Source organism: Algibacillus agarilyticus (assembly GCF_003286125.1).
GTDB lineage: Bacteria > Pseudomonadota > Gammaproteobacteria > Enterobacterales > Alteromonadaceae > Algibacillus > Algibacillus agarilyticus.
In genome coordinates this window covers 17,288-39,127 of record NZ_QMED01000038.1, presented here as the reverse complement: position 1 = coordinate 39,127, position 21,840 = coordinate 17,288, and the positions used below count along the sequence as shown (strand labels likewise).

Below are 21,840 nucleotides of genomic sequence, written 5' to 3'. Positions count from 1 at the left end.
GACTTAAAAATTCTTGATGGCACATTCGCTATACGCGGCCATGAAGTAACAGACGCAGAGTTTGTTAATATCACCACCACATTCACGCCAGGTGAATGGATTGATGTTGAGATGATGTGGGATGCAACCCAAGTCACTGTCGTTATTAATGGTGATTCATACGGCCCATTCACAACAGCTTCACTTAATGTAGCCTCTGATGTCGCTAATGCGCATGTAAGAACGGTTGTTATGAAGTTAGGTGATACCAGTGGTGTTGCAACAACTGATTTCTTAGTTGATAACTTAAAAGTTTATTCAGATACAGCTGGTCAAACGCTGGTTTATGAAGACGATTTTGAAAGCTATGATTTAACCCATGATTTAGCTGCCAATTATGATGGTGCAACGAGCGAAGCAACAGTTCAACAACCATTTACTGATAGTGTGGCTGACAATGGCTCTGGTGATTCAGGCAATACGGGTGGTGATTCAGGTAGCAACTCAGGAAGCACTGGCGGTACAAACGCAACTCAAGTTGCTGCAATTAAAGACACATTAACTGATGATGCGGGTGAATTACGCTATAAACGAGCTTCTTCTGAAGCATTACCACAAGGTAAAATGACGGTTTCGGTATTAAAAAATACAGAAGAAGCTAAAAGTGCTTATGTCACATTATTTAATAGTTCGACAAGTACGAGCAATGCCATTGTTGACTTAAAGATTAACCAAGGTGGCACTTTTGCCATACGTGGTCATGAAGTATTAGACCCTGAGTTTGTTAACATTACAACGACGTATACTTCTGATAAATGGATTGATATTGAAATGACTTGGGATGCAACGCAAGTAACGGTTGTTATTAATGGTGATTCATATGGTCCTTTCACTACCGCTTCTACTAATGTGGCAGCTGATGTAGCCGATGCATTTGTAAGAACCGTTGTGATGAAGTTAGGTGATACCAGTGGTATTGCTACGACTGAGTTCTTAGTTGATAACTTAAAAGTTTATTCTGATACGGCTGGTCAAACGCTGGTATACGAAGATGATTTTGAAAGTTATGGTAACACTCATGACCTTAAAGATGACCCTTATGATGGTTCAACCAGTGAAGCAACGGTTAAACAGTTATAATCAATTGTTAGGTTGATTATTAATTAAAACCTAAACCAATCTGGTTAATAAAAAAGCCCTCACTCTTTAGTGGGGGCTTTTTGATTTTTGGCCGTTTATTTCTTTATGTTGGCTTTACGTTGTTAACTCAATAAATGATGTTTCTCTAGGTCAACATTGCGCCTATCATACCGAGCATAAAACCAAGGACCGCGCCGAGTGGTGGAAACCAATGTTTCTCTAATTTGACTTGTGGCGCGATATCTTGAAATATCGAATACAAAATCCCCCCCGATGCAAAAAGCATAATTGCAGCCATGATTTCAGGGTAATGTGATAACCATAAAAAACCACTAAGACCCGCTAGTGGTCCTAAAAAGGCCATTGCGGTAAACATAATAATAGGGTGGGATATTTTGTGTTTTGATTTTTGTAATTCAAGATAAGCACTAAAACCTTCTGGCAAATTTTGCAGCGCGATAAGCCCGGCTAAAAGTAAAGCATGACTACTGCCTACAGCAAAAGCCGCCCCGAGTGCGATTGATTCAGGAATAAAATCGGCCAACATGGCGCAGAGCTGACTCGCTGGCGTATCTATTTTTTTTAAATAGATATCGAGTGCCATAAAGCTTATGCCACCGAGCATAAAAAACAATGCAGCCCAAAAGGGAGTTGTAGAGTGCATGCCTTCAGGCACTAATACTAGTGCAACTGCCGATAATAATGCACCGCCGCCAAAAGCCAAAATGCCATGTTTAATTTCTAATGCTAGCCAATTTGATTGCGTTAATTTTCCACGCGCTAATACCCCATAAGCTAACATAGCGCCTAACGGCATGGTTAGGCCTGCAACCAAAGTAGTTGTTAAAACGGTTAGTAGCATATTGAGACCTTATTGGGTTAAATGTTAAAGATTAGAAGGCATAAAAATAGCGAAGATTGACTCTTTCTGTCTAGTTTATTAAAAATTGGTATTTAAGGGTAAATTAAAATGAATTGGTATTACTCAGCTGCTTAAATGCACTTTGATGTAGATCAAATCTATTTAGCTACCCCATATTGTAATGGTAGACAGATCAAGATATTTTAATCATATAGTCTTTTTATATTTATAAATAAGATTTCACATCACGCTTTTAGGTTTTATAAATAAGGACGTTAAGTAAAATGAAAAAATTTAATAAAACACTCATTAATGAAGAAGTCAATTTAAAGCCGAATGAAGAATTGGTTTCTACAACTGATACACGTGGTGTGATCACTTATGCAAATCCCGCTTTTTGTCGGGTTTCGGGCTACACTTTTGAAGAATTAGTGGGTAAAAATCATAATATGGTGCGTCACCCCGATGTACCGCCTGCTGCATTTGCCGATTTGTGGCAAAAACTGAAACAAGGCCAAGCTTGGCGAGGTGCGGTTAAAAACCGTTGCAAAGATGGGCGATACTATTGGGTTGATGCATTTGTTACCCCAATTTATGAAAATGGCAACTTGATTGGTTATCAATCTGTTCGTACTTTATTAGCGCCTGATATCAAACAGCGCGCGACGCAAATCTATAATCAAATTAATCAAGGTAAAACGCCACAAGCTTGGCATCGTGATCAGCCTTTAATCAAACTAGGTTTGGTAGGGGTATGTTCAATACCACTGCTCTGGTTGAGTAGTCATTATTTCTTCTCGTCTTTTTTGCTCGTATTGCTGCCTTTTATTATCTATTACGAAGAAATCTTTTTAATGGGTAAACAAGCTAGTCAGTTGAAGAATGATTATGACAGTGTTTCAAGATTGGTTTATTCAGGCACGCATTTATCGAGCTTTGCAGACTTTAAAATTAAATTACTTGAAGGTAAGGTAAACACGATATTAGGTCGTGTTGTGGATAGTTGCCATACACTCAATACCGGTGCTGATTATTTAGCAACCGCTGCTCAGGCGGCTAAGCAAGGGGTAGAAAAAGAAACACATGAGTTGCATCAAGTGGCGACGGCGGTAGAAGAAATGGTTGCCACAATAGATGAAGTTGCGCATAACACCACAAACACCAGTGCAAAAGTAAAAATGTCACACGAAAATTGTCAGCAGGCCACGACTTCCATGAATCACACAATGGATGAAGTTTCACGTTTAGCCGCCGATGTTGCTAAATCTGCCGAATCGGCTAGTGAGCTAGCCCAAGAAGCGGATAAAATTGGTGATATCATGAAAGAGATCCAAGGGATTGCAGATCAAACTAATTTACTCGCATTAAATGCAGCGATAGAAGCGGCAAGGGCTGGTGAGCACGGTCGCGGTTTTTCGGTTGTTGCTGATGAAGTAAGGGCGTTATCGAGTCGAACACACAGTGCGACAGAGCAAATTCAAATATCGATAGGTGAAATACAAACGACGCTACTAAATTGGTCTAAAACGATGGACCAAGGCAAACTTGCAGCACAAGATTGCGTCAAAGAAACCAAAGATACGCAAGATATTGTATTCAAGGTTTATGATTCTATTACTGATATTGCAGATTTAACGGCTCAAATATCAACAGCAGCAGAAGAGCAAAGTATGGTCTCGCAAGAGATTAGCCGTAATATTGTGAATATAAGTGACGCGTCGACTGAAAACTTATCACAAGCGGGTATTGTTGAAACTGAATCGGCTGATATTAAAAAACGTTCCAAGCATCTTGCCTCTTTAGGCTTGTCGTTTGGTAAGTGATATCAGTGATTAATTGGTACGGTCTTGTTTGTTATGTGCATGACTGCCTATATTGTTTTGCTCGTTAGATCGCATATTGACTTGTATAGTTTGTTGCTGTTTTTTAAACATAATAGCGAATGTTAAGCCAAGTATAGCGGTAACAAAAAACATAAAAAGCAGCAGGGTCAAGCCATCTTCGATTTTGAATGAACCGCCAATCGTCGAGGCTAACAAGCCGCACAAGATCGTTATACCTGAACCTAGTGCTAATAATAAAGCGAGTAAAGAACCTAAACCTCTCAACCGAGGATAATACTGGGTCACGCAACTTACTATTCCTATTACGCAGATAAGCCAGCCCCAAAAACCAAACCCAACTACGGATGCAGACGTTAAAAACGTCGCGATGCAGCTAAGCATAAATAAAAAACCGATCTTTGTGTGCATACCAGCGCCTTATTTAACTACGTGTAAGCGAGTGTTGTATAGTCAAAGCGATCGGGTTTTAGGGGCAGGTTTCTCGTTCCAGACGAAACCTAAGTACTAACATCCATGTCAGCAAAGCCGTCAAAGCTACCGCGTCCTGCTCTCGCCCCTTACCTGCATCCATGCAGGCAAGCTTCGAGACCCCATGAGCATATGCTTTATTATGTGATTGGGGCCGCCTAAATGGATTTAGGTGTTAGAACGACGCAGGAGCCAAAGTCGAGAGTAAGCGCTGACAATGAACCATAAAACCTGAGCGAGAAGACTATAATATGTTAGCGCCAAAGTATAAAGTAAATATTCGTGTTTAAAAATTAACTTGTAGAATAACGACTTAGATAAATTTTATACCTTGGTTTTTAACTTGTTTTTTCAACTTTATTTACGCTAAGCTGAATCATTTATTAACGGTGATGGGGATAAAAACAGCATAAAAAAACAGACAACCTTGCGATTGTCTGTTTATATGCATGAACTAAACTTTAGGTTTAATTAAACTAATAAACCATTAACGCCACCAAAGCTATTACCGTAATTATTCCAGCCGAGCCCAAATGAATTACCAATGTCGCGAAATAAATTTGAGGTACCCGCACCGCCAGCATCTATCGCGATGCCGGTATTCATGGCGCCGCCACAACCGCCCGCTATATAAATGCCTGGGTTCTCTTGTTGATGGTTGCCGCCGCCTACTTCTGACATCACTAATATGACCGTATTATCGAGTAGGGTACCGCCATATGCGGTATCCGGTCGAGCTGCGAGTTGATCCATTAAGTATGCAACCATAATGTTATACCAGCGTGTTTGGGCATTAAATAAATCGGATTCATTATGGGAACTCACGTGTGAACGCACTTCATTGTAATAAAGTTTATCTCCGCTACCAAACTCACCCATATAAGGCCGTATGCTCTCGAAGTTAATTTTAAGCGATTCATCTTGTGCGCCCATAAATTGAAAACCGGCAGTGCGTGTTACATTGGCTTGAAACGCCATTGCAATATTACGCATTTGCGCTTGAGCAACTAATTCAGCCTCTTCGTTTAACCCGCTCATGCCGGTTGCAGGGCGACTAAAGCCGGTGCCATCACCAATATCAAGTGTGTTGTTTAACACATTTTGATAGTAATTTAACGACTCTTCGTGCGTCATTAATTTGCCTTGTTGCTGCACATTTAAAGCGTTGCCTTGTAATAAATCTAGGTTTTCATGTAGTGATTCTAATACGCGTTTACGGCGTTCTGCTTCTGGGTCTGCTTCGGTCTGCTGTGAGCTATTAACAACATCGGCCAGTAAATTGTCGTAAATCATTTGTGGATTATCAGGTACGTCGATCTTGTTGCCGTTAATGTCGGTAAACGGCATGTACTCTGAGCCTAGCGCCTTACTAGACCAACAGCCCACATGCATGTTGTTGGTTAAGTTGCCGCCAAGTTGCGAACCAATCACCGCATCGAGTGAAGGTGCGCCATCAACGCCACCTGAAAAAACCCCTCGACAGGCTTCAGGGTGACCTGAGCTACCGCCATGACCAGCAAAGGTTAAATTTTTAACCGGCGTTAATTTATTCATATGATTGCTAAGTGGAATAAGCGGGCTTGCATCTAAGCTGCCCGAACCTAAACCTCCGGTATTGTAGTCATGCCACTTATCGCGCACACAGCCATTTGGGTAATAAACCATAATAAAGCGACGTGCTTCGCCAGCAGCGGCAAACACTTTTGGCGAAAAAACGAATTGGCTAGCCAAAGCGGTGGTTAAACCGGCTTTGGCTATCGTGCGTAAAAAATCACGGCGTTGCATTTTATTTTTTAAATAATTCATTTTGTTACCCTCTCCACTATTTACGCAAGGTATAGTTTTTAGTTTGAGTAAACTGGATCATCAGATCGAGCATGCTGGCATTTGGATCATCTTTGAATGCTTGTCCGAATACTTGAACGGTACAGCTGTCTTCACTTTCTTCATGTTGACCACGAGTATAGCGATACCATTGACGGGCATAACAGGCTTTACCGTGGGCACTGTCGGCTACGAGTTGTGCAAGTTCGTCCATACCTTGATAAGGCACAACCGGTTCACTGGCCGATAAGAAGGTTTCGGCTGAGAACAAGCTACCAATATAACCCGCTGAATTGATGGTTTTTACTTGACCATCGTCGGTGGTTTCGGTGTTGGTGTATAAACCAACCGCATTGTAGTTTTCTAAACCAAAACCAATACCATCAATATATTGGTGACAAGATTCACATCCGTCTTGTAAGTGAGCCGTTTCAAAACGTTCACGTACGGTAAGCGTTGGATCTTCTTGTGGTTTAAGTACGGCACCTAATGGCGGTGGCGGGAAGTCCTGACACATTAGGTTTTTACGTACAAATAAGCCTCGTTTAACCGGATGCGTTTTCTCTGATGCCGATTGAATAGACAAGATACCTGCATGACCGAGCACACCACTTCGTTCGCTGTTACCATTGGCTTCTGAGTATTGAACTTGTTGCCAATCGCTGCCACCTGGCCATTCTAAACCGTAGTGATTAGCGAGTTGCTGTGTCATGTAGCTGTGTTTAGCGGTAAGGAGTTGATCGTATTGACCGCCACCAAATACCGTACGACGAACAAATTCAACCGTTTCTTGTTTCATGTCGGCTTTTAAGCTGTCGGTTAATGCAGATGTTTTAATGTCTTTATCGAGATCTAACCAACCCGTAATAAAGCGTTCAAATGCGGTTTCCGCTCGTGCATCTTGTAACATGCTATTTAAGGTTGTGGCTATTTGGGCTGGAGTGCTGAGTTCACCCGCATCCGCTTTTGCCATCAAACTTGCATCTGGGGTTGTGGCCCAGTATGTATAAGATAGCATTGCCGCCACTTCGTGATCGGTTAACTCGTAGTAGCCTGAACCATTTGAAACACCCACTTCAGAGCGATAAAGCATGCTTGGCGATGATAAAATAGTCGACAATACACCGAGATCACCGTAGGTATTATAAACCGCGGTTAAATCGGTCACTTCAGCTGTAGTGAGTGGGCGTCTAAACGCGCGTTTACCAAAGTCATTTAAGAAGCAGGTTATATCGCTACAACCTGAGGTTAGGTTGTAAATATTTCCGACCATCTCGGCCGCTGCTTCTGCCGCATTAACGTAACCTTTTGCGTAGTCATTGGTAAATAACGTATTGGCATTGGTTTTGAAGCCGTTAACCGGAATATCAGCAGGAATACGCCCTGTGGTTACGTCAACATCATTAACTAAACCTAATAGGTCACGAATAGTGTTGTTGTATTCAAGGGTTGATAACAAACGATAACTACGATCTTGTGGCACTAAATCAGTAAGGTCGGTTGCGCTACACACATTAACAGGAGCTTGATACGCATCTGCTAAAATCATAGCGGATATGGTTGAAGCACAATCACCTGTACAAGCCGCTGTATTACCGTACGGCATGTTGTTTTCGATGTAGGTTGTTAAACTGCTTAAGTCGTATTGGCTAGGAACGTTAATTAACGTTGTGCCACTTTGACCATCGCTACCGTGACAACCGGCACAACCTTGGTTACTGTAAAATTCGCGACCAACGATGTAAGGGTCTTGTACTGTGTCGAATACCGCCAGTAAGGTATACGACAAGGCATCACCGGTTACTAAGTGAGTATCGGCTTTAGTTGGGTCAACTAAGTATGCAATACCTGAACCTTCCCAACCTGCAAATTCTAAACCGGTTGGTGGTGCGTCAGCACTTATTTCTACTGCGGTGCCTTGTGCAAATAATTTACCTGACAAGTTGGTACTGCCCGCTAATGTAACTTCACCATTACCGACCTGTATTTGACTCCCTTCAGCAACCCCGTTACCTAAAGGCTGTTCATTAAGCCATGCTTCGTCGTACCATGCTGGTGCAGCCACATTAACCGTTAAATCTGGTGTTTGGTTAGCTCCATTATTACTAAAGATAATGTTTACATCGCCATTTGTGTTGGCCCAATCAGCTTGGACAAAAACGCGCACCCAACCGCCACCAATATTGGTGGCTTGTTCTGTGATAACGGTACCGGGCCATGCATCTGAACGCGTAATGGGATTTCCATTTTGCTCGCTCCAAATATAGGCGGTAGGTGTTGCCCAGTTACCTGGAATATAAAAGTTAATATATTGTCCAGGGCCGGTATTCACAATATCGACAGTGGTGGTGACTGATTGATAAGTCGCAGAAATAGTCGCTGTACCGGCTGTGTTACCGCCGGTTACGACACCACTTGAACTGACTGATATCACATTGTTGTTACTTGAAGACCAAGTTGTTCCTAATGTAATGCCTTCTTCGGTATCACCTGTGGTGGCGATGGCCGCGAGTTGCAATGTTTCATTGGTTTTAACACGGGGCACTAACGAAGTCACAATGTTGATTGAATCAACAGGGCCGACATCTTGAGTGGTTGCTTGAGTGGAAATAGCGACGGCATTGGCATTGGCGCCCACCGCAATTAACTCATAGTAATAGGTTGTTAAACTGTTTAAGCCGTTATCAACAAATGTGTCACTATTGGCACTTAACGTGACCAGAGGGTTGAAAGGGCCATTGATTGAAGTTGAACGACGTATATTGTAACTAACCTCGTCGTCGGCATTATCAACCCAAGTTAACGTGATGGATGATGATTCAGTCGAAACGGCATTAAAGCCACTTGGTTGGTCGGGAGCGCCAACAACCGTAACATCAACGCTACCTACTTGATTATTATGACTAGCCCAAATAGTGGTTGTGCCAGGTATTCCTGCCGTATTCGTAACGGTTGCATTATTCCCGGTCACGTTTAACACGTCAGTGTCGCTTGATGTCCACGTGACGGCTGACGTTGGAATGCTTTCAAAACCATTATCGTATAAAGCATAAGTGCTCAGGGTAACACTGCTATTGGGTACAATAGTTGTATTATCTACGGTGATAGCCATGCCTGCTGGGTTAGCATTTTGTGCGTTAATCCAATCAGCAAAGAGTTGATCGGCTAATGGGTTAGTCAGCACTGTACCTTTAGGCATACGGTTAGCATCGTCTGTTTGATAGGTGTGCAATAAACTTGCGCTGTGATCAAATGGCAACATGCGGTAAACCCCAGAGCGTTGAATATTCATGATATCCATGTCCTTTATTGGGGTTTCGTAATTTAGATCCATTAAGCTGCCATCATGACAATGTGCGCAGTTAGTATCTAAATAAGCGCGCGCTCTACCATCTAAATCTGCTGAGGTATCGGCAGGATCAGGATAAGAGCCTAAGCTATTTGGCGACGCGATTGTAGGGCCAAACAAACCTATCTGGCTGAAGACATCAAGCTGATTGGCCACTAAACCTTGGTAATTAAAATCACCGTTTAATTGATGAGTGCCAATGGCAAGGGGCTGTTTACTGCCCGTACCTAAATGACATGAAGTACATTCAGCGCCTGAACGTACTCGGCGATCGACATTGATCACGCTGCCATCATAGAATTGCGCTACGGTTTCATTTGTTGCTTGGTTAACTAAATCGGCATCGGTGCCATTTGCATTCCAGCGATAGTTCGCTGCGGCCCAGTTACCTGAGTTTTGTTTAAATAACACTGAGGTTTCAAATGGCGTTGTGGTCGTCGAATTGATCGGTAACGCTAAATGTTTAACGAGCACACTGCCTACCGGTAAATTCCATAAATCGTCAGCGTTAAATTCAATTGCACTGTCGTTTGGAATGGCAACAAAGTGACGAGCCGTTAAACCATCAAACCAACCATCTGAGTTGACATCGTATTCAATCACGCCGTGCACGGGGGTTTGAGTGGCTAAATTAGCAAATAACCCTGTGTTTGATAATTTATTTGGAATCACTGCTGCTTGTACATCACTGTCGATCATACGATAGATGATTGATAAACCGCCGTATTCAGCGCCATGTGAGGTAATGAATACCTCTTCTCCACTCATGTCTGTACCAAATGAAGATATATTACTTGGGAATGCATCACTGACTAATACATCAGTATCACCTTCTGTGGCCGACCAGATTTTTTTACTAACATAGTCACCGTATATAAAGCGACCACTTAATGCCGGTAAGCTTGTGCCTCGATACACAAACCCACCAATAATTGAAACCGAACCTGAATCGTGACTATAGCCACCAACCGGTGCAATTAAATCGCCAGAACAAGTGCGAGTATTATTGGGATCGCCACCGTCGTTGCCACGATGATTTAAACCTTCACAAATGGGCCAGCCGTAATTGCCACCCGCTGTGATGATATTGATCTCTTCAAAGCCGGCTTGACCGATTTCTGTTTCCCATAACGTGTAGGGTGCTTCTGAATCAAAACTGAAGCGCCAAGGGTTACGATGGCCAAAAGACCAAATTTCGTCACGTATATTAGTATCGTTTACAAAAGGGTTATCAGAGGGAATATCGTAATATAAGCCTTGGGTGTTTTGTGTTTCGCGCATGATTAAGCGAATAAAGCTACCGCGCAAATTACTGGTTTCTTGTGAGCTGTTATTGGTACGCGGATCAGGTTGGGTTGGTGTGATGGCCGTATCGCCATATGCACCATCACCAATACTCATGTAAAATTCCCCCGTTGCCGGATGAAATTGCATCATGCTGCCTTTATGGTCTGGGCCCGGCTGTGGAATACGTAAAATCTCAACACGTGAACCGGCTAATGTTGGGTTCGTTGCATCATTTAACGTGATTCGTTCAAGAACACCGTCGCCAAATACACCGTTGTTGCTTTCGGTATCGTCATCGCCTTCGATATAATAAATATAGGCAAAACGATTAGTTGCAAAATCAGGGTGGAATACGATTGAGAGTAAACCTTGCTCGTGATAATCACGCACTTCGGCTGTAATATCTAATAATGTATTCACATCGCTTAACACGACATTTTCATTATTCGGGAAAACGAAAATTTTACCGGCTTTGTCGACTACATAAATTAAATCATTCAAGCCATCATTGGTGACCATGACTGGCGAAGTAAACGTGCCATCAAGTGCTGGAAATGCCGGTTGGTATTCATAATTACCAGAAGAAACGCTGCCCGCTAATGGAAAGTTTAACGGTGCAGCCAATTTAGGCCGTTCTGCTAAACCTTGTGTTGCGGCGACGACGGTTAAAGTAAATGAGTCTTCATTGCCATTGGCTAAGGTTAAGTTAACGGTGTAAGTGCCGGCGGTTGTAACTGTTGGGGTTACAACACTGGCGCCGGTTAATGTACCTGCCCAAGCGTTACTTTGCCAGGTGGCATTGGTAATGTCGCCAGCAGAAGCTACCGCTGTTAATGCTATTTTGCTGTTGATGTTTACTTGGCGGTCGCCGCCCGCATCTGCGGCTGATATTTGCGGAATACCACAATCAGTCAGTGTCATCCAAGCCCCATTGTTGTAACACAATAAGTCGCCAGCGAAATTTAAATCGGCTGTTTGATTGGCTCCGTTATTAGTAAAAATGACATTACCACTTTGAGCATTGTCATCTATATCAACAAACCACGCATTTAAACCACCGAAGTCAGTCATGGCCGCACCCGGCCATTGGCTATCTGCCATTACGCCTGCAGGTTGCACGGCCCAAATATAGGCGTTGGGTTGGTTCCAATTATTAGCATTGATGTAAAAAATCGCTTTGCCGGTAGGGTAGTTATAGGTTGGTGTGGGTAAAACGGTTAAGGTTACGGTGTCAGTAGCCGTGGCGGTGTCATTGTCGGTAACCGTTAACGTGATTGTATAAGTACCCGCCGTGTTATAGGTTTGGCTAGGACTGACGCCGGTTAAGCCGTTATCCCAAGTATAATCAATGATAGTGCCATCGGCATCGGTTGATGCGTTAGCATTAAACTGGGCTGTTTGGCCTGCCGTAATCGTAAAATCATTACCCGCATTGGCAATGGGTAGCTGATTAGGTGCTTCTCCTACATTAAAACCACAGGCTGCCAGGCTTATCCAGTTGCCATTTTTATAGCAAGCATTCGGCGGTGTTAAGACTAAATCGGGTGTTTGCCCATTACCGTTGTTATTAAAAATAACATTCATTGAGGTGAGTTCAACGGCTGGGTCGTAGCAATAATAATCACCGAGTGAGTCCATTGCTTGCCCTGGCCAACCAAAGTTAGCAAGTGCGCCTGCTGGGGTTGAGTTCCACATGTAAATGGTGGGCGTGGCGTAATTGGCTGCATTGTCATAACACACGGTGGTAGCGGTTACGGTGGGTGCATTTATGCTATTCACCGTTACATTGACTATGTCAGTATCGGTTGCACCTTGGTCATCCGTTACGGTCAGGGTTACGTCATAACTGCCTGCCGTATTATAAATCAATGATGGCGTGGCACCGTTTAATTGATTACTCCAGTTGTATTGAGTGATTGTTCCATCTATATCACTTGAGCTCGTTGCGTCAAAAGTTACGGTGCTGCCTTCAGTGACAATGATATCAGCACCTGCATTTGCGACTGGCGCGGTATTTGTTGCAATCAAACCACAATCTTCTAGGGTTTTCCAAGCGCCATTTTGCCAGCACGAATTTGGACTCGTCATGACTAAATCGCCGGTTTGCGGATTACCATTATCGTTAAATATCACATTGATATTGTTTACACTTACAGCGGGGTCGTAACAGTAAAAACCATTATAAGCCGTCATGTTGTGACCCGGCCACATAGTTGTTGTTATGCTATTGGCTGGGTTTGCATCCCATAAGTGGATGGTTGGGTTGTTATAGCCGTTTTGGTTATCAAAACAGATCGCTGTAGGGTTAACTGCAGCTTGTATAGAGTGTGAAAATAAAACTGCTGAGATCGCTAAGGGCGATAACAGATAATACAATATAGAGCGGTTTCCACCCTTACTGCGATTATTTGTGCGCATGCTCATCACCTTGTTTTTATTTATTTCTTAATTGTTATTTTTTAGAAGTGAGTGCGGTTAAACACTGGCTCCGATTGGTTTGTTTTTCTTCTATTTCAACTTAACAATATCATAGGGTTTTTTGTTCGTGAAATTAGGGGTTTAAAATTATGTTAATAAAAATAGTTTTAAATTAACTAATAATTAACGCGTTTAAATTATTTTTATGCTAATTATGCAGTTGAGTAATACACTGGTCTTTTAATCTAATTTTTATATTTTTATTGTTTAATATCAATTATTTATATTTTATTTGGTGGTGTGTTTATAACTTGGTTTATTTGTGCTGAATAATCCAATTAAGGTCTTATTTTATTTATAAATAAGCATTTAAAACATAAACTGGCATACAAATTGATCAAAAAATAATCTCTAAATGGGTTTTTTATAAGTTAAGTTATTGTTTTTATTGTGTTTTGTTTGTTTGGTAAGATAACTGGGCTATCAATACATACGTATTCATAAAATTTTGTTATGACAAGGCGGAAGAATTAGGGAATGATACACTCGAAAAGTTATATTTTTGTTAACGGTTTGTGGGTTTGTAAATAAGTTAATTCAAATTTGAAGTCTGAACGTTGGCGTTTATTGTACTTTAGTTTTTATGTTGAAAGTTGAAATCAAGCTCAATAATTTATTCTCATATTAAAACATGTAAGGTAAGGGGTTATGTCTGATCGTTTTTTAAATACACAGCGTATTAAGCAATCTTTTAACGTGAGTTTTGATTACGACGTTATTTTTACTCGCCATGTTTTTTCACCTGCTAATCAAGAGTTGATTCAACTTATAAATAATCATCAAGACAGCCCCAAATTATTAGTCGTCATTGATCAGGGGGTGCTTGATACAACACCCTATTTAATTGATCACATCACTGACTATTGCAAACTGCATTCGCTTAATCTTTTACCTATTATGAGCGTTGTCGGTGGTGAAGCTTGCAAGCAAGACCCTCAAGTGATTGAGCGGGTTTATCAAGCGGTTGAGCAACATGAAATCGATCGACATTCATATATATTGGTTATTGGGGGCGGCGCTGTTGTTGACGCTGTTGGATATGCGGCCGCAACTGCACATCGAGGTATTCGCTTGATTCGCATGCCTTCGACCGTGTTAGGTCAAAATGATGCGGGTGTTGGCGTTAAAAATGCGGTTAATTATCATAAACGTAAAAACTATATAGGCACATTTTCAACCCCTTTTGCCGTGATTAATGATTTTAGCTTGTTAAACACATTAACTGCTCGCGATAAACGAGCGGGTATTGCAGAGGCAATCAAAGTCGCTTTGATTAAAGACGCCGATTTTTTTGCAGAACTGTGTCAGCAACAACATGAGTTGTCTGAGTTTGCTAATCGGGCAATGGAAAATATGATTATTAAAGGCGCTAGTTGGCATTTAAACCATATTGCAACTAGTGGCGATGCCTTTGAAGCGGGATCGGCTCGACCGTTAGACTTTGGTCATTGGTCAGCGCATAAACTAGAAGAGCTCTCTAATAATGAATTAAGGCACGGTGAAGCGGTTGCGATTGGCATTGCCATTGATAGTATTTATTCGAACTTGCTAGGACAAATTACGAGTCACGAGTTGTTAAGTATTTTAGGGTTATTAACAACCTTAGGCTTTGAACTTTCGCCGCCGGTATTAGATGAACTGGATGTAGCTAAAGCATTAGCTGAATTTAAAGAACATTTAGGGGGGCGTTTATGCATAACATTATTAAATTCGATTGGTGAAGGCGTTGAAGTGAGTGATATTAATGTTGGTATGATGGTTGATGCTATTGCGCAATTAAAGGTCTTGCCTCATTCGTTAACACTAAAAAAACGTGCATAGACATTATTTTTAGTGAGGCGGCATGGCGCTTTCACCTCTGTTATTTTACTTCTGTATTTTATCTAATCAGTGGATAGAACTTAATGGGTTAACCGTGTTTTAGGTATTCTTATTTTTATTCTCTAACCGGTTTATGCTAATTTTACGGCATGTTCACCCATTGAGATAAATATATGCTAAATATGAATTTTGCCGAGCGCGTTGTTATTCAAACAGAGAGTGAGGAGTGGCAACCTAGCCCCTCTCCTGATGTTTTGCGTAAACCTCTTGCGCGTGAAGGGCTAGAGCATGGCCATGCCACAAGTTTAGTGACCTATAAGCCTGGAGCGAGTTTTGCCGAGCATTCACACCCTTTTGGTGAAGAAATATTTGTGCTTGAAGGGACTTTTTCAGATGAAAAAGGGGATTATCCAGCGGGGACTTATATTCGTAATCCGCCTGGTACTAAGCACAAGCCGTTTAGTAAAGAAGGTTGCGTTATCTTTGTGAAATTAAACCAATTTAATAAACAAGATAGAACTCAAGTTGCATTAAACACGGAATTAGCACCGTGGTTAGCAGGACAAGGACGTTTAGAAGTTAAACCTTTGCATCGCTTTGAGCATGAAAGTGTTGCTTTAGTTAAGTGGCCTGCCGGCGAGAAATTTATACCCCATCGACATTTTGGCGGTGAAGAGATTTGGGTGCTTGCTGGCATGTTCGAAGATGAGTACGGTCAATATCCTAAAAACACTTGGATACGCAGCCCGCATTTAAGTTCGCATAATCCGTTTGTGTTAGAAGAAACGGTCATTTTAGTTAAAACAGGCCATTTAGGTTAAGTGCCTTTTATGGATCTATATTGCGATATAACCGCATTGAGATTTTAAGTCCCTCTTTAATCGTACAATATTTACTTTTCTATTCTCTAGCGCCTTGTGATTTTAAATAGCGGATCATGTCGGTATGTTTATGGGTTGTTGCTAACCGCAAAGGCGTTGATCCTTTTGTGGTTTCGGCGTTGATATCAGCGCCTTTTTTGAGCAATATTTTAGCTACCTCAACATGACCTTTAAAAGCCGCCCAGTGTAGGGGCGTTGCGCCTTGTTTATTTTTACTATCTACCTTTGTGCCTTCTGCTAATAGCGTTTGCACGGTATTCACATTGCCACGTAATGCTGCGTCATGCAGTGGGGGTTCGTCCCACGGTTTAGGGCCACAGGCAGTTAAAATAAAGCTGAATAAAATAAGGCTTATTAATTGATTCATAATTGTCTAATTTAATGATCTTAATCTGTTAACTATAGCGAATAAGACCAAACTGCGTTAATTTTACGCTTATGCTTAAACGAACATCTTAGAAAAACTGGGGTATAATGTCGGCCTCTTATTTTTATATTGTCAGCTGAGTGTTATGAACCGCCGTAAAAAAATGATCAACAAGCTAAAAAAGAAAGCCAAAAAATCGAATGAAAAAAATGTGGTGAGTAACAAACCAAAATATATTTCGAAGGCTGAACGTGAAAAGCTAGCGCTTAGTCAATCAGATGATCAGGCTGAAAACCAAACAGACGTTACACTTACCGAAATAACCTCAATTGAACAGGCTGATGATGAGGCTGCAACTGTCGTTGCGAATTCAAACAGTACTTTGCAAGACGCTCAGGCCGATACTAACCACAATCAGGACAAGAAATAATGGCTTTAAAAGCAACTATATTTAAACTTAAGCTTAATATTGTTGATCTTGATCGCAACTATTATCAAGACCATGAACTAACACTTGCTCAACACCCTGCAGAAACAGATGCGCGTATGATGGTTAGAGTTTTAGCCTTTATATTGAATGCCAGTGAAACGTTATCTTTTAGTAAAGGTTTATCTTCTGAAGATGATGAGGCCGAATTATGGGATAAAAGTTTAAGTGACGAGATCAACCTTTGGGTCGCATTTGGTCAAAGTGATGAGAAGTGGTTAAGAAAAGCCGCTGGTCGTGCTAAACAAGTCCAGTTATTTGCATATGGTGGCCGAAGTGTACCGGTTTGGTGGCAGCAAAATGAACACGCTTTTGCGCGTTATAAAAACCTTAAAGTTATCAATATTCTGGAAGACAATGTTAATGAATTAGCATTACTCGCACAACGTAATATGCATATTCAATGTAATATTAGTGAAGGTGAAATATGGCTGTCGACCGACAATGCGAGTGTCACTATTAAGCCTGAAATATTAAAAGATTTTAATGTTTAATAATGCGTTATTTTTAGTAAGTTAATGTTTTATATCGTTAAATTTAGGAGTTAGAATGTCATTTTTTATTCGACTTATTATACTATCTACTTTATTTTTTAGTCAGGTGGCTTGGGCTTGTAAAGCACCTTGTGATCAAAAAAATCCCCCCCGTTCAAAGAAGCCTATGTTTGCACATTTAGATTTAAATTCAGATGGCGTGATCACGTTTGATGAATTTATAGAACATAAGCTTCCACGTGGTGATCATGACTCAATATTTAGCCATATTGATCAAAATAAAGATGATCAAATAACGGAAGAAGAATGGTTAAGTCATCGGCCGCCTAAGCGATCAAGGGCTAAAGGTAATCAAAGACAAGGTGAGGGAAGAGGCGGAGACCGAAGATAAGTTAAAGGGTAACTTGAATATGTCAGCGCCTAGTTATTCAATTTATTCGAAAAAAGTGCTGAAGCTCTTTATATAATGGAGCTTCAGCACTTAATTGTTATTCGTTTATCTGTAGCTTAACCAAATATAGTACGAAGTAACTTAATAACTTGATCAACACTCTTGCCTTGTTTTACTTGGTGAATAATTGATTCACGTTTTTCAAGTAAGTAGCTAGGAATACCTTCAGCTTGAAGAGCGCGATCGACTAATACGTCAACCGATTCTTTACTGCGCTTAATCGCTTTGCTTGATGATTTTCTTGGCTTTTCACGCATTTTGATGAAGTTAGAGTTTTGTGCGGCTGTTTCATCGGCATATAAAAATACATCCACAAGCATTGCTCTAGCTTGCCAAAGTAATTTTTCGTCTTCATTTTCTGGTTCTGCTTGTTTCCACCAGCTACAAGCTCTTACACTTGTAATGAGTTCAGACCAATAACCATTAAAGTCACGAGAGTTAAATTTAGCAATGCCGAAGCCTTGACAATATAAATCAATTTTAGCGTTGTTAAGTGCAACAAATTGGTCTGGACGACGCATGGCAAGCAAGCGAGTGGCTGGTGCAAGTGGTGCCTTTTGATCGTTTTGAGCGAATATATGTTTGAACGCTTCAACAAATTCAAGATACTGTTCTTTAGTCACTTCACCCGTTAATGGGATATGATTTAATGCCGTATCAAATTCAGCCGGAAAATCAGCTAATAATGTATGAAATGCTTTAGCCGCTTTAGTTGATGCAAACCATTCAATATCGAAATCATAATTTGAAATATCATGTTTTGCCATATGTTTACCGGCAATGGCTAAACGGTCTTCTTCAATCATGTCAGCTAATGGAGTCGATTGTACTGTTAACGCAAATTTTACCAGGCGTAACCTTTCTTCCACTGCTTGTAATTCATTTTGTTGTTCAATGTAATCACAAAAAACAGGCCAAGGTGCTATACGTAACAATTTTAATTGTCCGGCACTGATTGCGGCTTCTAAAACATCTTGTAATTTTTTTAGTGGTAAAAGCTGTTCAGGCTCTAGTAATGCTAAATCCAATTTAGTGCGGCATAAATCGTTAAGCTCCTTACACCATGCTAAGAACTCACTAGGTCTATCTTCTACTTTTACAGCCATTAAATTTAAAGTTAAATCCGCCACGTATTTTAAAACGTTTTGATAGGCTGCATTTTCAGCGTCAGACAGGTCCATGTTAACAGGTGTTGCGAGGAGTTTTCTCATGTTTAGATTATCTCTTTGGTCTTCATTTAGGAAGGGGGAACCGATCATACCCTTTATTTGAGCTTAGGCAATGACAATTAATAACAAAAATGTACATAAGTTCCCCATATCGGCTAATTATCGCACTATTTGGCTTAGAATAATTGTGTTTTAAGCTAAAATAGGCATATAAATTTATTATTACATATGAATTGGTAATGTTGTGCCTAACTGAATTTATCTATAATGGTTTAATGTTGCTGTATATAAAATCAGATTGGCGGTGTATGATCGACTGATTAATTTAGTTGAATTGTCGCCTTTTAATGAGCAAAACATCTCAAACTGTAAAAACTAACCTGCATCCAGCTAATATGCATCGTCATGGCTATGACTTTGATAAACTTTGCTTGGTATTACCCGCATTAAAGTCATTGTTAATTACCTTAGATAATGGGCATAAAACCCTTGATTTCTCTGATCCTGAATCTGTTAAATGTTTAAATCAAGCGTTGTTAAAGGAAGATTATCAAATCGATTTTTGGGATATCCCAACAGGATATCTGTGTCCTGCGATCCCTGGCCGCGTGGATTACCTGCATTATATTGCTGATTTATTGGGTGATATTGATGAAAAAATTGTTGGTTTTGATATTGGCACTGGCGCTAGTTGCATTTATCCATTACTAGGGGCCAGTCATTATGGTTGGTATTTTAAAGCAACTGATATTGATCCTGTTTCGATTAAAACCGCACAAGCATTGGCTAAATCTAATAAAAAAGTAGCCAACAAGATCAAAGTTGTACTACAAAACCAATCAAGTTCTATTTTTAAAGGTATTGTAAAACGTCGTGATTATTTTCACTTTTCTATGTGTAATCCACCATTTCATTCATCCTTGGCGGAGGCGGAAGCCGGTAGTTTGCGTAAAATAAAAAATTTAACGGGCCAAAAAGTTGAAAAAGCTCGTTTAAATTTTGGTGGTCAAAAGGCTGAACTCTGGTGTGAAGGAGGCGAAGTCGCTTTTATTAGCAAAATGATTGATGAAAGTGTTGAGGTTAAAAGCTGCTTTGGCTGGTTTACGACGTTAGTGTCTAAAAAAGACAGCTTAGCGCCTTTAAAAAAACAATTAAAACAGGTTAAAGCGAGTGATGTTAAGGTTATTAATATGTCGCAAGGTCAAAAAGTGAGTCGAATATTATGTTGGCGTTTTAACTAGGGCGTGTTTATCTTTTGTGTATGCTTTTGCAGCCGTATTTGCACGATTTATACAAGGCAGAGTGATTGCTGTGTCGTTATTCTATAGTCAAAGCGATCGGGTTTTAGGGGCAGGTTTCTAGTTCCAGACGAAACCTAAGTACTTACATCCATGATAAGCAAAGCCTTCAAAGCTACCGCGTCCTGCTCTCGCCCCTTACCTGCATCCATGCAGGCAAGCTTCGAGACGCCATGAGCATATGCTCTATTATGTGATTGGGGCGAGTAAGCGCTGACAATGAACCATAAAACCTGAGCGAGAAGACTATACATAAAAGAGCGATAAAGACTTTATGCTCCTGCAAAGTCACCTTACTCCACATCCATGTGGGGCAACATAGTAGAAATAGTGCAAATGCGCTGCCCTTTGGGTTCAATCCAAAATGTTTTGCTCTTTGTTATTGGCTTTTGACGTAGAACCTCTATGCCATCAAGCCAATACCGCGATCAAAACGCTTTGGAATTGAACAAAATCTATACGATAAAGATAAACACGCTCTAGGCATAACGGTTTATGCTAAATAATAGCAATTTGGTCATTGTTATTTACATAATAAACTTGAAATATCCTAGCGCCCCGTAGATCATAGCGGAAATTATTTTAAAGTAAGGATCAACATGTCAAAGCCTATCGTATTAAGCGGTTGCCAACCTAGTGGTGAGTTAACTATTGGTAATTATATGGGGGCGTTACGCCAGTGGGTTTCAATGCAAGAAACAAATGAATGTTTGTTTATGTTAGTCGATTTGCATGCCATTACCGTGAGACAAGAGCCTGAAAAATTACAAAATGCATGTTTAGATGCTTTGTCTTTATATTTAGCCTGTGGTATTGATCCGAAAAAAAGCAGTATTTTTGCCCAGTCTCATGTTGCAGAACACTCGCAATTAGCTTGGGTTTTAAACTGTTATACACAAATGGGTGAATTAAACCGCATGACGCAGTTTAAAGATAAGTCGGCGAAAAATGAAAATAATATTAATGCGGGTTTATTTTCTTATCCTGTTTTAATGGCGGCTGACATCTTGCTTTATCAAGCCAATAAAGTCCCTGTTGGGAATGATCAAAAACAACATCTTGAATTGAGTCGTGATATTGCAACACGTTTTAATAATTTATACGGCGACGTATTTAAGGTTCCTGATCCGTTTATTCCTGAATCGGGTGCGCGAGTCATGAGTTTACAAGATCCAAATAAAAAGATGTCTAAATCTGATGAGAATACCAATAACTTTATTGGCTTATTAGAAGAGCCGAAAAAAATCATCAAAAAAATTAAGCGAGCCGTGACTGATTCTGATGAGCAAGCTCGTATTTATTTTAATGTTGATGAAAAACCAGGCGTGTCAAATTTATTGAGTTTGTTGTCGTGTGCAACCGGTAAATCGGTTGAGTCATTAGTGCCCGAATATGAAGATAAAATGTATGGTCATTTAAAAGGTGATGTTGCGGATGCGGTTGTTTCTATAATTGAACCCATACAAACGCGCTTTAATGAAATTAGGCATGACCGTACTTACTTAGATGAAGTTATGCGTGCGGGTGCTGATAAAGCGTCTGAGCGTGCGGCTCAAACCATGCGTAAAGTGTATGATGTATTAGGTTTTATCGCTAAACCTTAAAGGGGCGAACCGCAATTTAAACGTTATTTAAATTGCG

General features: G+C 40.7%; 15 protein-coding genes. 9 read left to right on the top strand and 6 right to left on the bottom strand.

Translation table 11 applies throughout. The features are described 5' to 3' along the window. A partial coding sequence (locus tag DPX34_RS19460) for a LamG-like jellyroll fold domain-containing protein (RefSeq protein WP_198673763.1) occupies nt 1–1,119 on the top strand: 1,119 nt, incomplete at its 5' end. 145 nt (nt 1,120–1,264) lie between these two features. Here the strand turns inward: DPX34_RS19460 and DPX34_RS19455 are convergent. Next, a complete protein-coding gene (locus DPX34_RS19455; RefSeq protein WP_111980105.1) occupies nt 1,265–1,981 on the bottom strand; it encodes a ZIP family metal transporter in 717 nt (238 codons plus the stop codon). Between the two features lie 284 nt (nt 1,982–2,265). Between DPX34_RS19455 and DPX34_RS19450 the strand changes: the two genes are divergently transcribed. After that, nucleotides 2,266–3,804: a methyl-accepting chemotaxis protein gene (locus DPX34_RS19450; protein ID WP_111980104.1), complete on the top strand. Its 1,539-nt coding sequence runs from the start codon at nt 2,266–2,268 to the stop codon at nt 3,802–3,804. A gap of 9 nt (nt 3,805–3,813) precedes the next feature. Here DPX34_RS19450 and DPX34_RS19445 read toward each other — a convergent pair whose 3' ends face one another. From DPX34_RS19445 to DPX34_RS19435, 3 genes are all read right to left on the bottom strand, one after another. Further along, a complete protein-coding gene (locus DPX34_RS19445; protein ID WP_111980103.1) occupies nt 3,814–4,233 on the bottom strand; it encodes a hypothetical protein in 420 nt (139 codons plus the stop codon). 531 nt (nt 4,234–4,764) lie between these two features. Beyond that, a complete protein-coding gene (locus DPX34_RS19440) occupies nt 4,765–6,099 on the bottom strand; it encodes a DUF1552 domain-containing protein (protein ID WP_111980102.1) in 1,335 nt (444 codons plus the stop codon). A 16-nt stretch (nt 6,100–6,115) separates the two neighbouring features. Next, nucleotides 6,116–13,171 (bottom strand): starch-binding protein, encoded by a 7,056-nt coding sequence (locus tag DPX34_RS19435; protein ID WP_198673762.1) that lies wholly within the window; start codon nt 13,169–13,171, stop codon nt 6,116–6,118. 708 nt (nt 13,172–13,879) lie between these two features. On the opposite strand from DPX34_RS19435, the gene DPX34_RS19430 reads away from it, so the two are divergent. Together DPX34_RS19430 and DPX34_RS19425 are read left to right on the top strand one after the other, a co-directional pair. After that, nucleotides 13,880–15,052 (top strand): 3-dehydroquinate synthase, encoded by a 1,173-nt coding sequence (locus DPX34_RS19430; protein WP_111980100.1) that lies wholly within the window; start codon nt 13,880–13,882, stop codon nt 15,050–15,052. A gap of 173 nt (nt 15,053–15,225) precedes the next feature. Beyond that, nucleotides 15,226–15,873, top strand: a complete 648-nt coding sequence (locus tag DPX34_RS19425) for a cupin domain-containing protein (protein WP_111980099.1) — start codon at nt 15,226–15,228, stop codon at nt 15,871–15,873. 79 nt (nt 15,874–15,952) lie between these two features. Here the strand turns inward: DPX34_RS19425 and DPX34_RS19420 are convergent, their stop codons facing one another. Further along, entirely contained in the window at nt 15,953–16,300 is a 348-nt protein-coding gene (locus DPX34_RS19420; protein WP_111980098.1) for an ankyrin repeat domain-containing protein, read from the bottom strand. Between the two features lie 145 nt (nt 16,301–16,445). On the opposite strand from DPX34_RS19420, the gene DPX34_RS22375 reads away from it, so the two are divergent. The 3 genes from DPX34_RS22375 to DPX34_RS19405 are packed head-to-tail and all read left to right on the top strand — an operon-like array spanning nt 16,446 to nt 17,672. Next, nucleotides 16,446–16,730 (top strand): DUF2986 domain-containing protein, encoded by a 285-nt coding sequence (locus DPX34_RS22375; RefSeq protein WP_111980097.1) that lies wholly within the window; start codon nt 16,446–16,448, stop codon nt 16,728–16,730. Next, nucleotides 16,730–17,281: a YaeQ family protein gene (locus DPX34_RS19410; protein ID WP_111980096.1), complete on the top strand. Its 552-nt coding sequence runs from the start codon at nt 16,730–16,732 to the stop codon at nt 17,279–17,281. The genes DPX34_RS22375 and DPX34_RS19410 overlap by 1 nt, the downstream gene beginning before the upstream one ends. 55 nt (nt 17,282–17,336) lie before the next feature. After that, nucleotides 17,337–17,672, top strand: a complete 336-nt coding sequence (locus tag DPX34_RS19405; protein ID WP_111980095.1) for an EF-hand domain-containing protein — start codon at nt 17,337–17,339, stop codon at nt 17,670–17,672. A 116-nt stretch (nt 17,673–17,788) separates the two neighbouring features. Here DPX34_RS19405 and DPX34_RS19400 read toward each other — a convergent pair whose 3' ends face one another. Beyond that, entirely contained in the window at nt 17,789–18,943 is a 1,155-nt protein-coding gene (locus DPX34_RS19400; RefSeq protein WP_111980094.1) for a hypothetical protein, read from the bottom strand. A gap of 305 nt (nt 18,944–19,248) precedes the next feature. On the opposite strand from DPX34_RS19400, the gene rlmF reads away from it, so the two are divergent. Both rlmF and trpS read left to right on the top strand, forming a co-directional pair. Beyond that, on the top strand, nt 19,249–20,142 hold the full coding sequence (gene rlmF / locus DPX34_RS19395) for a 23S rRNA (adenine(1618)-N(6))-methyltransferase RlmF (RefSeq protein WP_111980093.1): 894 nt from the start codon (nt 19,249–19,251) through the stop codon (nt 20,140–20,142). 656 nt (nt 20,143–20,798) lie between these two features. Next, nucleotides 20,799–21,803, top strand: coding sequence for a tryptophan--tRNA ligase (gene trpS / locus DPX34_RS19390; protein ID WP_111980092.1), 1,005 nt, complete (start codon nt 20,799–20,801; stop codon nt 21,801–21,803). The last annotated feature ends 37 nt before the right edge of the window (nt 21,804–21,840 follow it).

Excerpts from the sequence above, each read along its gene's own strand:
- DPX34_RS22375 (WP_111980097.1), top strand. The coding sequence starts at position 16,446 with ATGAACCGCCGTAAAAAAATGATCAACAAGCTAAAAAAGAAAGCCAAA.
- DPX34_RS19425 (WP_111980099.1), top strand. The coding sequence starts at position 15,226 with ATGCTAAATATGAATTTTGCCGAGCGCGTTGTTATTCAAACAGAGAGT.
- DPX34_RS19430 (WP_111980100.1), top strand. The coding sequence starts at position 13,880 with ATGTCTGATCGTTTTTTAAATACACAGCGTATTAAGCAATCTTTTAAC.
- DPX34_RS19445 (WP_111980103.1), bottom strand. The coding sequence starts at position 4,233 with ATGCACACAAAGATCGGTTTTTTATTTATGCTTAGCTGCATCGCGACG.
- DPX34_RS19400 (WP_111980094.1), bottom strand. The coding sequence starts at position 18,943 with ATGAGAAAACTCCTCGCAACACCTGTTAACATGGACCTGTCTGACGCT.
- DPX34_RS19435 (WP_198673762.1), bottom strand. The coding sequence starts at position 13,171 with ATGCGCACAAATAATCGCAGTAAGGGTGGAAACCGCTCTATATTGTAT.
- rlmF (WP_111980093.1), top strand. The coding sequence starts at position 19,249 with ATGAGCAAAACATCTCAAACTGTAAAAACTAACCTGCATCCAGCTAAT.
- DPX34_RS19410 (WP_111980096.1), top strand. The coding sequence starts at position 16,730 with ATGGCTTTAAAAGCAACTATATTTAAACTTAAGCTTAATATTGTTGAT.
- DPX34_RS19450 (WP_111980104.1), top strand. The coding sequence starts at position 2,266 with ATGAAAAAATTTAATAAAACACTCATTAATGAAGAAGTCAATTTAAAG.
- trpS (WP_111980092.1), top strand. The coding sequence starts at position 20,799 with ATGTCAAAGCCTATCGTATTAAGCGGTTGCCAACCTAGTGGTGAGTTA.
- DPX34_RS19420 (WP_111980098.1), bottom strand. The coding sequence starts at position 16,300 with ATGAATCAATTAATAAGCCTTATTTTATTCAGCTTTATTTTAACTGCC.
- DPX34_RS19455 (WP_111980105.1), bottom strand. The coding sequence starts at position 1,981 with ATGCTACTAACCGTTTTAACAACTACTTTGGTTGCAGGCCTAACCATG.
- DPX34_RS19440 (WP_111980102.1), bottom strand. The coding sequence starts at position 6,099 with ATGAATTATTTAAAAAATAAAATGCAACGCCGTGATTTTTTACGCACG.
- DPX34_RS19405 (WP_111980095.1), top strand. The coding sequence starts at position 17,337 with ATGTCATTTTTTATTCGACTTATTATACTATCTACTTTATTTTTTAGT.